Annotated in this window: 12 protein-coding genes; 10 read left to right on the top strand and 2 right to left on the bottom strand. The window is 59.3% G+C overall.

Features of this window, described 5'->3' with window-relative positions:
* The first annotated feature begins 158 nt into the window (after positions 1-158).
* Together AC2TC0_RS14065 and AC2TC0_RS14060 are read left to right on the top strand one after the other, a co-directional pair.
* Positions 159-1,361: an AAA family ATPase gene (locus AC2TC0_RS14065; protein WP_039330676.1), complete on the top strand. Its 1,203-nt coding sequence runs from the start codon at positions 159-161 to the stop codon at positions 1,359-1,361.
* Positions 1,362-1,409: 48 nt separating this feature from the next.
* A complete protein-coding gene (locus AC2TC0_RS14060) occupies positions 1,410-2,429 on the top strand; it encodes a ParB/RepB/Spo0J family partition protein (RefSeq protein ID WP_484718152.1) in 1,020 nt (339 codons plus the stop codon).
* Here the strand turns inward: AC2TC0_RS14060 and AC2TC0_RS14055 are convergent.
* A complete protein-coding gene (locus tag AC2TC0_RS14055; protein WP_484718151.1) occupies positions 2,389-3,336 on the bottom strand; it encodes a MarR family transcriptional regulator in 948 nt (315 codons plus the stop codon). The two genes, AC2TC0_RS14060 and AC2TC0_RS14055, sit on opposite strands and share 41 nt — an antisense overlap.
* Before the next feature lie 193 nt (positions 3,337-3,529).
* Between AC2TC0_RS14055 and AC2TC0_RS14050 the strand changes: the two genes are divergently transcribed.
* Positions 3,530-4,540 carry a site-specific integrase gene (locus AC2TC0_RS14050; protein ID WP_484718150.1) on the top strand — a complete coding sequence of 337 codons (1,011 nt, stop codon included), beginning with the start codon at positions 3,530-3,532 and terminating at the stop codon, positions 4,538-4,540.
* Between the two features lie 1,059 nt (positions 4,541-5,599).
* Here AC2TC0_RS14050 and AC2TC0_RS14045 read toward each other — a convergent pair.
* On the bottom strand, positions 5,600-5,989 hold the full coding sequence (locus AC2TC0_RS14045) for a MerR family transcriptional regulator (RefSeq protein ID WP_484718149.1): 390 nt from the start codon (positions 5,987-5,989) through the stop codon (positions 5,600-5,602).
* 70 nt (positions 5,990-6,059) lie between these two features.
* On the opposite strand from AC2TC0_RS14045, the gene AC2TC0_RS14040 reads away from it, so the two are divergent.
* From AC2TC0_RS14040 to AC2TC0_RS14010, 7 genes are all read left to right on the top strand, one after another.
* Complete coding sequence (locus tag AC2TC0_RS14040) at positions 6,060-6,857, top strand: glutaredoxin family protein (RefSeq protein WP_484718148.1); 798 nt, start codon at positions 6,060-6,062, stop codon at positions 6,855-6,857.
* A gap of 270 nt (positions 6,858-7,127) precedes the next feature.
* Positions 7,128-7,253: a hypothetical protein gene (locus tag AC2TC0_RS14035; RefSeq protein WP_484718147.1), complete on the top strand. Its 126-nt coding sequence runs from the start codon at positions 7,128-7,130 to the stop codon at positions 7,251-7,253.
* A 136-nt stretch (positions 7,254-7,389) separates the two neighbouring features.
* Complete coding sequence (locus AC2TC0_RS14030) at positions 7,390-7,692, top strand: periplasmic heavy metal sensor (protein ID WP_484718171.1); 303 nt, start codon at positions 7,390-7,392, stop codon at positions 7,690-7,692.
* Positions 7,689-8,261, top strand: coding sequence for an RNA polymerase sigma factor (locus AC2TC0_RS14025; RefSeq protein WP_484718146.1), 573 nt, complete (start codon positions 7,689-7,691; stop codon positions 8,259-8,261). Before AC2TC0_RS14030 ends, AC2TC0_RS14025 begins: the two co-directional genes overlap by 4 nt.
* 14 nt (positions 8,262-8,275) lie before the next feature.
* Entirely contained in the window at positions 8,276-8,779 is a 504-nt protein-coding gene (locus AC2TC0_RS14020; RefSeq protein ID WP_484718145.1) for a YybH family protein, read from the top strand.
* A gap of 69 nt (positions 8,780-8,848) precedes the next feature.
* Entirely contained in the window at positions 8,849-10,072 is a 1,224-nt protein-coding gene (locus tag AC2TC0_RS14015) for a TolC family protein (RefSeq protein ID WP_484718144.1), read from the top strand.
* The gene (locus AC2TC0_RS14010; RefSeq protein WP_073977762.1) at positions 10,069-11,700 is read left to right on the top strand and encodes an efflux RND transporter periplasmic adaptor subunit; all 1,632 of its coding nucleotides are present in this window, start codon (positions 10,069-10,071) and stop codon (positions 11,698-11,700) included. The genes AC2TC0_RS14015 and AC2TC0_RS14010 overlap by 4 nt, the downstream gene beginning before the upstream one ends.
* Positions 11,701-11,702 lie beyond the last annotated feature (2 nt).

The raw sequence follows: 11,702 nt of genomic DNA, 5'->3' as shown, positions 1-11,702 counted from the left end.
TGCACGCGTGCAATTCGCCGCGCCCCCACCGAGTCAGGATGGGGCGCCGCCTCCCCAAATCTAGGCTGACAAGGCAGTTCAACTTTCGAAATTTCCGAAGTTCTTGACCGAAAAGCGCAAGTGGGTGTAGCACACCCTCAATTGCGAAAGGACGGCATGTGTCTAACGGACTTCAGATCGAAGAAGCCGAGCGTTTAGTCTCGGTTGCAACGCTCGCCAGTCGAACATCGTCGGTGCTCGAAAAGCTGCGCGACTCCGCACGAAGCGCTCGGGCAGATGCGCGCCGCGAGCCTACCTTTACGATCGGGAAGGCGGCCGAGCTCGTTGGGCGGACGCCGGCGGCTATCCGTGACGCCGAGAAAGATGGAAGGCTGCCCGAGCCGGCGAGGACAGATAGCAATCGACGCGAGAGGTACACTCTTGCCCAGCTTAACGACATGCGCGGCGTGTTCGGCACCAGGCCGTATCGTGCTCCGACCGATCCGTGTTGCGTGGTTGCGGTTCAGAATTTCAAAGGCGGCGTCGGCAAATCGACGCTGTCTGTTCATCTAGCGCAATATCTCGCGATCAAGGGCTATCGTGTTGCATTGATCGACTGCGACAGCCAGGCCTCTGCGACGACGCTGTTTGGCTATGTGCCAGATCTCGATCTGACAGAGGACGATACCCTCTACCCATTCCTTCGTGAGGGTGAGCGGTCATCGCTCGACTACGCCCTCCGCAAGACACATTTTGATGGCCTTGAATTGATCCCCGCCAACCTTCGCCTGTTCAACTCCGAGTATGAGCTTGCGGCGCGAATGGCCCAGGGGAACGGGGCCCTGCTTGACCGTCTCAAGGAGGGCATCGAGAGCATTTCGGATCGGTTCGATGTCATCGTCATGGATCCTCCCCCGGCCCTCGGAGCAATCTCCCTGTCAGTTTTGCGCGCGGCAAACGCGCTGGTGGTTCCTGTCCCCCCAACCGTAATGGACTTCTCCTCGACCGCGGCATTTCTCTCGATGCTTGATGAAACGATCGAGCAGCTTGCTGATCGGGGGCTTGCCCCGGAACTGACGTTTCTCCGCTTCGTCGCCTCGAAGGTCGATGAGAACAAGTCGATGCAGAAGGAGCTTCTGCAGTTGATGCGGACGCTGTTTGGCCACGCCATGGTTCGAACGCCGCTCAAGGACTCTGCCGAGATCGACAATGCGACTGCGCGGCTGATGACCGTCTATGAACTCGACGGACCTGCTACGAGCTCGGCGGTACGCAATCGCTGCCTTAATTATCTTGATGGCGTGAACTCAGAAATCGAAGTCGACATTCGATCGATGTGGCCAAGCCATCAAAAGCGCCTCCGGCAGGAGGCCTTGGTATGAGCCGCTGGGAAAATTGCACGCGTGCAATTCTGCTAATGGGAGGCTTGCATGAGTAGGAAGAACAGCGGTTTTGCCGCCGACTTGGCAGCCGGGATCGATCTGACCGAGGATTCCGCCGCGCCGCGTCGATCGAGCATCGCGTCGAATGTGCTTACGGGGCGCTCAAACCGTCTAGCCGACCTAGCATCGGGCGCGATTGTTTCGCGCACTCATGAGCTCGTTGACCCGGCAAGATGCCGAATGTGGGCTGGCCACAATCGCGACTACGCGCTCCTCAATGAGGAACGCTGCGCAGACTTGATCGAGAGCATCAAGGCCCAAGGGCGGCAAGAGATCCCGGCTATTGTCCGTCGCCTGTCGGGCGAAGATGGCTATGATTTCGAGGTCATCTGCGGGGCGAGGCGACACTGGTCGGTCAGCTGGCTGCGGACGCACAACTACCCAGACTTCAAGTTCCTCGTCGACGTGCGCGAGATTGGCGATGAGGAGGCTTTCAGGCTCGCAGATCTCGAGAACCGCGCACGGGACGACCTAACCGATTTCGAGCGCGCGAAGGACTATCTCCGGGCATTGTCGGCCTACTACGAGGGTCGTCAGAAGACGATGGCCGAACGGCTCAAAGTGTCCGAAAGCTGGCTCACACGCTATCTCGATCTGGCCCGCCTGCCCGAGGAGTTGACCAGAGCCTTTGCTAATCCGCAGGAGCTCGGAATTCGCAATGCGATCGCACTCAAGGCGCTCATGAAGCCCGAGGACCGGAGGGAGAGGGCCTTCCGGGAAGCAGCGCGGCTTGCCGCAGAACGGGAACGGACGAACCATTCGCCATCTGTCCTCGAGGTGATCAAGGCGCTTTCACTCGCGGCTGATCCCCCCAAGAAGTCAGGAACCCCCAAGAAGTCAGGAAAGGCCGAGACCGTCGCGAATGCGGTTGGCCAGCCTGTACTTCGGATTGAGGGTGCTGATCGCAAGGGTGTCCGCATTACCTTGCTGAACAAGGGTGGTGCGACGCGGCAGGAAGCCGAAGAGGCTATTCGCGCGGTACTAGATCAGCATTGGCCGGTACAATAGCACTATCGGTCTCGCGCAAGCGCACCATGCCTGCCTCCTGCAATGAGGACACCGATTGCGAAGCGGTTCGCTTTGTCACGGCTAGGCATCTGGCAAGCTCCGCTCTGGTAAGGGGACCAAGGCTGACGATCATGCGCCACGCCTGCGGAGCGGTTGAGGAGGCATACAGCCGACCGGCCAGCTGCTTGTCGGCCAAAGTGACAGCCTCTCGCATCACCCGCAAATCGGCCGCGGCATTGTCAGTGGCCGTCTGAAGCGCTGAACGGAGAAGGGCGAGCAGGGGTTCTTCGTGGAATTCGCGGAACAGGGCCCGCGGCATGATGCCGGCAAGCGCCAGCGGGGCCGAGCCCAATCCAAAAAGATGGGGCCTAATGGCCACAGCCAACGAGGCGGCCCAGGCAGCGCCTCGCGGTGCCGAGCGCGTGATTGCGAACCCGCCGACCTGGACCATTTCGCTGCCGCCTTCGAAAAAGTCGAATTCCTCGGTTCGCAGTTCCTCAAGCCACTCGAGCAGGGTGCCCTGAGTATCCCTGCTAGGGAGTAGGGCGTCGAGCCGCGCGAGCGCATTGTCTGCGGGTGTGTAGGCCTCGGTGAAGCCTTCGGTCTGGCATTTGGCTGCCAGCACCTGCCTGGCAGCCTTGGCGAGGGCAGGGGGCGCACGTCGGCCGATCCATGACAGAAATTGCCGCCGCTCCTCCGCGTGCCATGATCGGACAAGTTCGCTCGCGTTCACGCCCGGATTGTGAGCGACTCCCAGATTATCAAAAGGATAGTCGCGAACATGCACGCGCCAAAGGCGCCGCAACGAGGCCAGCGCCAGACACTCGGCGAGCTCCGGCGAGAGGAAAGGGAGGGCGCCTTCGATCCGTGCAAGGGTCAGTTGCCAGGGGGAAGGGGAAAGCGCCATCGGGCAAATAGTATATGAACGACCTAAAAAGTATACCCAGCTTGTACGGTTGATTTGCTGTCCGATAAATGCCCTTCACGGACAATGGCGTATTCTATATAGAGTGCCTCAAATCCGCTGCGACGCCGCCGCTCTTTCAAGGGCAGAATGCCGGAGATGCCAGCGGCACGATCGAGCTTCGAGGAGACGCGCTTTGGCTGACGACATCGGATTCATCGTCGAGACGTCGAACGATGAGGGCCTCGTCCCGCTCGGACAGACAATCCCGCCGCAGCTTGCCGCCGAAATCGAGGCCGCCCGCTCCTACAGAGCGCGTTCCAAGGCTGCGAACACCGTGCGGGCCTATGACAGCGACTGGCGTCAGTTCGAGGAATGGTGCTGGACGCGCGACCTTGAGCCAATGCCGGCGATGCCCGAGGTGGTTGCAACCTGGCTGGCGTCACTGGCTCGGGCGGGGAGGGCGGACAGCACCATCGGACGAAACCTTGCCGCTATCGCGTGGCATCACCGGCAGGCGGGGCACGTGGCTCCACAGCACCGTGATCCCCGCGATGTGATCGCCGATACGCTCGCTGGCATTCGGCGTGAGCAGCGCGCCCGACCGACGCGCAAGAAGAGCGCCATTCTGGCGGCCGATCTGGCGCGGATGATTGCAGCTGCAGAAGGATCGAGTCCGCGGGCGATCCGTGACCGTGCGGTCATGGCGTTAGGCCTCGCAGCGGCGCTTCGGCGCTCTGAGCTGGTCGCCCTGCAGCTCGCCGATCTCGAGCTCGTGCGCGAAGGGCTCAAGCTGACGATAAGGCATTCCAAGACCGACCAAGAGGGGGCAGGGAAGATCATTGCGGTCCCGTCGGGTAAGGTGCTCAAGCCCGGCTCCCGCCTCAACGAATGGCTGAGCGTAAGAGGAGGGGAAGTGGGCCCCCTATTCTACCGGACCGATGCTCAGGGCTTGATGACGAAGGAGCCTATGTCCGATCGCTCGGTAGCGCGCTTGATCCAGCGATATGCGGACAAGGTCGGGCTCGATCCTGCTGCTGTCGGTGCTCACTCGCTTCGATCGGGGTTCCTGACCGAAGCGGCGAGGGCAGGGGCCTCCTTGCCCAAGATGCAGGAGGTCTCGCGGCAGAAGAAGGTCGAGGTGCTCTTAGGCTATGTTCGCGATGCGGCATTGTTTGAAAACCATGCCGGCGAGAGCTTCTTGTGATAGGCAAAGCGGTAACTCGTGGGAAAGCGGAGCCCCTCACCACAGACAGTTTGGGACCTGCCCGCGCGACGGATTCAGCGGCAGGTCAATCGCTAGGCCCTACGTGCAGCGAAGGCTTTAGTGAGCAGGAACTGTAGCCGAAGTGGGGCCGGATGTGGACTAGCAGCCAATAGGACCCGGACCATAAATGGAGGCATCCTCTGATGGAGGTTGCTCGAGCGATTTTCGTTCGTCGACTGCAGGCAGCTTTTATGACTGAACCGCCTGAACCGAAACATATTTCCCGGCTGAGCGGGCGGAAATTGACCACCCACTTCAGTTGACGCGCGACCCACAGCTGTAGTTTATCATGTTCCCAACTTGCAGACTGATTGGCGGGCGTATGCTGCGGAGATTTCGCTCAGCTCCATTGACGGCTAATTTGTTGATTACTCGCTGCTTTTTGTGGAGTGAAAGTGGCTCACGTAATTCTTGTATTTGTGCTTCCAAAGCTCTGTCCTGCCCCGGATGAAATCAGATAGCTTGCCGGCAATGACGAGACGGGCGCAATCTTCACCCTGTGTGAAGTAGCGGACTACGCTACAGACTTGGTGGGCCACATCACGGATGAAGCGGAGAGAAGCTGACCTGTGGAAGAATTCGAAGAGATCGCCGCTCCGCCCGCGCCAAAGACCTTGCCATCCGCATCTCTGCTGCAAGCGGGGCCGCCTATCGAACCCATCTCTCGCCTATGGTTTATACCCCCGACCAATTATATCGGACACTTGGAAGTGTTTGATACAATTGATAAAAATAGGCCGTTTTCGACCTGTGCAGGAACTGCGTAGATTTTTTTTGCGATTTGCCGGGAATGGCAGCAACGCGAAACTGCGGCTTTCTCATTTTTTTGCTCAATTGCCGAACAAGATTAGAACGCCGACAGGTGGATTGAATTGTTCCGATTTCCGGGCAATTTTTGGCGCATCGCGTCTAGGGACGCCTATGCAGGCAGCGAGCTGGGTGCTTGCGAGGCGCTGATGTTCGCAGGACCGGTTTTGGCCTAGGGTTTTGAGCGGCGTTTTAGGTAGGTTCAAAGGCAAGAATGATGGGGCATGGACCATTTTCGCCAGATGCGCACTCGTGAGCAAGCTTAGCTAAGGCTGATTTTGCTGCCTGTAATTCCGCAATTTTCTGATCGAGCGCAACGATCCGCGCTTCGGCCATCGCCCGCGCTGTGGCGCGGTCGTCTGTAGCGTCGAGCGCCAGCAACTTCCCGATCTCATCGAGAGTGAAGCCTGCGGTCTGTGCTTGCCGGACAAAGCGCAGCCGGTAGATGTCATCGGCATCGTATCGCCTGACGCCGCCATTGCGATCCGGCTCCACGAGCAGCCCCCGCCGCTGATAGTAGCGGACTGTCTCAACCCCTACACCACCAGCCTTCGCCAGCTTTCCGATGGTCATCGCATTCATCGCTTGACTCCGTACTATAGTCCGGAACCTTTATAGGATGGGTGACGTTATCCGCCAAGAAGGAACACCCATGACTCAAGCCGCAATGTCAACGCCAGCGAAGGCGAGCGCCGCCGCCAAAACTGCAACGATCTACCGCATGGTGATGCCGAACCATATCTGTCCTTACGGGCTGAAGGCGCTCGATCTCATGAAGCGCAAAGGTTTCACGGTCGAGGATCGCTGGCTCACCACGCGCGAGGAAACCGATGCGTTCAAGGCCAAGCACAATGTCCAGACGACGCCGCAAATCTTCATCGGCGGAGAGCGGATTGGCGGGCATGACGATCTGCGCCGCTATCTCGGTCTGTCGGTCGCTGATCCGAAAGCCACCACTTACCAGCCGGTGATTGCGCTGTTTTCAATTGCCGCACTGATGGCGCTGGCCGCAAGTTTCGCGGTGTATGGTTCGCCCTTCACAATCCGGGCGGGCGAATGGTTCATCGCGTTCAGCATGTGTATCCTTGCGATGCTCAAGCTCCAGAACGTCGACAAGTTCGCGACGATGTTCCTGAATTACGATCTGCTCGCGAAACGCTGGGTGCCGTATTCGCGCATCTATCCGTTCGGCGAAGGATTGGCGGGCGTATTGATGGCGGCGGGCGCTCTCAATTGGCTGTCGATCCCGGTCGCGCTCACGATCGGCACCATCGGCGCGGTCTCGGTGTTCAAAGCGGTCTATATCGACAAGCGCGAACTCAAATGCGCATGCGTCGGTGGCGACAGCAACGTCCCGCTCGGCTTCGTCTCGCTGACCGAAAATGTGATGATGGTCGCGATGGCCATGTGGATGCTTTTCGGTGGACACATGATGAGCTCCACAATGTGAACACTCGGCAGAGGGGTATAATCCCTTCCCAATGCCTCGCGATACGGATGTGCATCTCAAACGCGCAAATATGGGGGCTTATGGCTCGGCCAACGTATAGCTAGACAGGATAATGAGGTAAACATCATGGATATTGAGAACGCACTGGCGCGATTGGCGAAAGCGCCTTTGGATCAGATTGATTTATCGCAAATCGAAGAGGGGGTCATGCGTAGCCTGGCCCAAACTTCAGCGGTCATCAAATCGCAGACGTCGATAAGGGTTGGAGCTATGACGGCGGCTCTGATCGTCGGCGTTGGCCTTGGCGGTGTCGCCGCTGCGGCCAGCCAAAGTCGCGAGACTTTGGTTTCGGGCGCACATTTGGCGCCGTCGGCGTTGCTGGCGCTACCCTCATGAGTCCAGCACGTCGCGCGATCATATTGACGGTGATCTTGGCATTTCTGGCTGGCCTGAGCGGTGCTTTCGTAGGCATGAAGCTGCTCGCTCCAAGAGAAACGCCCGACAATGCGCTCCACGCGATGCTGCATAGCAAATTGAACCTGTCAGCAGCCCAAGACAAAAATATTGCCGCAGAAGAGAGGCGTTTTGCCCTCGTTCGTGGGAGCTTGAGGCCGATGCCCATAGCGCCAATGTAGAATTGGCCAAGGCAATCCAGACCAGCAAGCGCGACGGCCCCGAAGTGCAGATGGCAATCGAACACGTTCATAGGACTTTGGGAAATTACCAGAAGCAAACGGTCAGCCATATTTTTAGAATGCGGGCAGTTCTTACGCCAGAACAGGCGGAAATCTTTGATCGCTCCGTAGTGCAAGCGTTGATGCAAGAAGCCCAGTGACGTCGCCTGAAGCGCTCACTGATCGCGAGATTTGCGAGCGGGCCGCCGCTAACGACGACCAAGCCTTCGCCGTTATCATTAGCCGTTACAAGAGCCCTGTCTTTGCCTTCATCAGGCGTTATATCGGCGCTGACGAGGAAGCGCACGATCTGCTTCAGCAGGTTTTTGTGGCCGCGTGGCAGGGGTTTGGACGGTATGATTTAGACCGGCCTCTTGGGCCGTGGCTCACCACAATCGCACTCAACAAATGTCGCGATCACAGCCGTAAGGTCAGGGTTCGCAGATTTTTTCAGCTCACATGGCCAACCGATGCACCTGATATTCGAGACGCCGCGCCAACAGCCGATACGTTGATAAGCGCCAATCAGGAACTGCATTTGCTCGAAAAAGCGATCGCGCTGTTGCCACGCGGCCTCAAGGAGCCTTTGTTGCTGACCGTTTTTGAAGGCTTCAGCCACGAGCAAGCAGGCGTTCAGTTGGGGTTGAGCGCCAAAGCCATCGAAGGCCGAACACGCCGCGCGCGGCAAGAGCTGGAACGCCAAATCAGCGCGTGGACCGATAATTTTTGAGTGAGGAACTGACTATGAAGCATTTTATTATTTTTGGGTTGGCATCGGCGTCGCTGGCAGGCTGTGGGCCTACGGCACCAGATGCAAACGTAGCAAAAACATCCCAAGCACAAAGCGATGCCGCCGCAAAGCCTGTAACGGATGCGGTGGACGCATTTCATAAGGCACTGGCCGACGGCGATTCCAAGCAAGCACTGGCGCTCTTGGCTGACAATGTTCTGATCTATGAGGGCGGCGGGGCGGAAACGAGCAAAGCTGAATATGCTTCGGACCATCTGGACGCCGACATGGCATTTTTGAAGGGTGTAAAGCAGAGCGTGTCTGCACGCTCCGCACAAGCCAGTGGCGATGTTGCGTGGGTGACGAGCCAGGGTGAAACAACCGGCACCTACAAGGACAAAACCATCGACAGTGCTTCCACTGAAACGATGGTGCTGCGGCGAAGCAACGGGCAATGGAAGATCGTCCATATACACTGGTCGTCTGCCGACAAAAAGCCGAAGGTGCCCGCATCCTGAAAAATGCGCATGTTTTGAGGGTAGTCCCAATTGCGTGCGTATTATCGGTATGATCAGAAAAACCGTTCGATGAACCAGAAGTCGGTTCGCCGCCATTTGGGCGTCGCAGTGGCGACGCTTAGCGCAGTTTTGCTGTCGGTCGCACCATCCCAGGCGCAAGACGCAGCTTCCGTCATATCGCTGCATGAAGCCTTTGAACGAGCAGCCGCGCAACTACCCGAAGCGGCGGCCAGTCCGGCTTTGAAGGCTCAAGCTGACGCCCAAAGTCGTGCCGCGAGCGGGCCGTTTGTTGGACCACCCGTGGCGCGCGGCGATGTCCTGACCCGCTCTGGCGGGACGATTGAGCAAGAAGCCAGCGTTTCAGCCGCCATAAAATGGCCGGGGGAAGCGCGCGCTGGTGTTAATGCCGCGACGCTGAGCGGTGATGCGGCAAATGCCGGGCTAGCGGCTGCCCAACTGGCCTTGGCAGGAGACATTCGCACCGTATATTGGCGGCTCGCCGGTGCAAGACGTGCGGTTGATATAGAGCAACAGCATGTCGCAACGGCACGAACTGAAACCGATCAGGTTGAGCGACTGGTTCAAGCCGGTGTGCAGGCACGGCGCGATCTTTTGGTATCACAAGCAGAGCTTGGCGTAGCATTGGCGAGGCTTTCGGCTGCCGAAACCGATCTTGCGGAAACGACCGCGGCGGTCGAGGCGCTTATCGGCACTGCCCCTACGAGCTTTGCCGATGAAGCCCTGTCATCCGGCACCGATATTGAAAGCCATCCCGCACTCCTTGCTGCCGAAGCCAAAGCGAAGGCTGCCGACGCGAAAGCCGGTTATGCGCGTTACAGCCTGCGACCAAGGGTGGAGGGTAGTATAGGCGTACGCCGCCAGCGAAACGATCCCCGTGGTTCTTATGAAGATGCTTTGCTTGTGGGTATCGCGGTCCCGCTAGGCCGCGATTCGCGTGCCGGTGCTGATGCAGCCGGCGCGCGGGCAGAGGCCTTGTCGGCAGGCGCAGAGGCTGCACGACTTCGCGCGCGGTTATTAGCTGACCAGCGCGCTGCGCTTGTGCGCCTGTCGGTCGCCGAACGCGCGCTCCGTGATGCCGAGGCGCGGCAAGCGGCACTGCGCGAGGCGCTGATGTTGACGCAGCGCGGTCGGGTCGAAGGCGAAATCGGCTACATCGAATATCTGCGAGCGCGGCAGGCGCTGTTCGATGCCGAGCGCGCGCTTGGTGCAGCCGAGGTCGCTAAGTCCGCCGCAATTTCTGATGTCAATCAAACGATGGGTGTGTTGCCATGATATTCCGATCTTTCATGGCGATCATTGCCGCAGCAGTTTTCCTATCCACGCCGTCAACATCATTCGCGCACGGCGATGAGGATCACGGTGCTGCGGCCGTCGCCAGCGCGCCGACGGGTGCGAAGCCCCGCATCGAGGCCCGCACGGCGACCCTTGAACTTGTCGCAGCGGTTGACGGCGACGACATGACAATCTGGATCGACGGCTGGGCCGATAATGCGCCGATCACCAATGCCAATGTGAACGTGACAATTGATGGCAAAAGCCAAGCCGCGAAATCGGCGGGCGACGTATATACTGTGTCCGACGCCAAACTTGAAACCGCTGGCGCGCATCAATTGGCCTTCCTGATCACACGCGCGGGAGCGGTCGAATCGCTGTCCGCCGAACTCATCATACCCGATGCGCAAGTGACAACCGCCAGCGGTGGGTGGGCATATTGGATGGTTGCCGCAGGCATCGCTGTTCTGGCCATCGGCGGCTTGATCTTTTGGCGCTCGCGTAGGGCAGGCGCTGCGGTTGCTGTGGTCGCGCTTGGGCTATTGTTGTTGCAACCACGCCCGATTCAGGCGCACGGCGATGAGGATCACAGCGCAGCGGCCACACCCGCCACGACGGTCACAGGCGGCGGCGATGCGGCGGCCCGGCTTCCAAGTGGCGACGTGTTTGCGCCCAAAGGTGTTCAGCGGATCATTGGTCTGCGCACAATCGTAGCAGCGGATGGCTATACCACCCCGTCTGCCAATTTAACCGGCCAAATTATTACTGATCCGCGTCGCGGCGGGCTGGTTCAAAGTGCCACGGGCGGCCGCGTTAGTGCGGGCGCTTCGGGGATTGCAGTCATTGGGCAATCGGTTCGCGCCGGACAGATATTAGCGATCATTGAGCCACCTTTACAGGCGATAGACCGTGCCTCCTTATCGCGTGAGTTGGGCGATCTCGATCAACAAATCGCACTTGCGGCCAACCGTGCAGCACGGCTTCGCCGACTTGAAGGTGTGGTTCCGCGCCGTGAAATTGAAGAGGCTGCGATTACCCTGCGCGGCCTGCAATCGCGGCGCGCAGGGCTTGGCCAAGCGACATCGGCTCGTGAAGTGCTGCGTGCGCCGATCAGCGGCGTCATTTCGGTAAGCGGGGTCCGCGTCGGCCAAGTGGTCGCTGCTCAAACGACGCTGTTCGAGATTGTCGATCCGTCACGCCTCTATGTGGAAGCCAATCTGTTCGACCGCCGCCCTATAACCACAGGAGCAAGTGCGGTCGGCAAGACGAGCGACGGCGCGACATTCGATCTGGTGTTTGAAGGCGCGGGTCTTGCTGACCGGGGCCGCGCGGCACAAGGGCTGTTCCGCATCGTCGGTGCTCCGCCGCGACTGCGTATCGGCGAAAGCGTTACCCTATCAGCGCCGCTGGGCGAGCCGGTTGCCGGGGTCATTGTTCCCCGCGCTGCCTTGATCAGCGGTGCCAACGGCTTGACCTCGGTGTTCGTCAAGACACGGGCCGAAACATTTGCTTTACGCAATGTGACCACCGCACCAGTGGACGCTGACAATGTGGCGATACTGACGGGCGTCAAAGCGGAAGAGCGCGTGGTAACAATAGGTGCAACTCTACTCGGTCAGGTGCGCTAGGC

Source organism: Sphingopyxis sp. sgz302558 (assembly GCF_057220455.1).
Note: the sequence above shows the minus strand (reverse complement) of the source record. Positions and strands in the feature narration are given on the sequence as shown.

Bases quoted from the DNA above. Each gene is read 5' to 3' on its own strand.
- AC2TC0_RS14060 (WP_484718152.1), top strand. From the start codon at position 1,410: ATGAGTAGGAAGAACAGCGGTTTTGCCGCCGACTTGGCAGCCGGGATC.
- AC2TC0_RS14055 (WP_484718151.1), bottom strand. From the start codon at position 3,336: ATGGCGCTTTCCCCTTCCCCCTGGCAACTGACCCTTGCACGGATCGAA.
- AC2TC0_RS14045 (WP_484718149.1), bottom strand. From the start codon at position 5,989: ATGAATGCGATGACCATCGGAAAGCTGGCGAAGGCTGGTGGTGTAGGG.
- AC2TC0_RS14040 (WP_484718148.1), top strand. From the start codon at position 6,060: ATGACTCAAGCCGCAATGTCAACGCCAGCGAAGGCGAGCGCCGCCGCC.
- AC2TC0_RS14035 (WP_484718147.1), top strand. From the start codon at position 7,128: ATGACGGCGGCTCTGATCGTCGGCGTTGGCCTTGGCGGTGTCGCCGCT.
- AC2TC0_RS14020 (WP_484718145.1), top strand. From the start codon at position 8,276: ATGAAGCATTTTATTATTTTTGGGTTGGCATCGGCGTCGCTGGCAGGC.
- AC2TC0_RS14015 (WP_484718144.1), top strand. From the start codon at position 8,849: ATGAACCAGAAGTCGGTTCGCCGCCATTTGGGCGTCGCAGTGGCGACG.
- AC2TC0_RS14010 (WP_073977762.1), top strand. From the start codon at position 10,069: ATGATATTCCGATCTTTCATGGCGATCATTGCCGCAGCAGTTTTCCTA.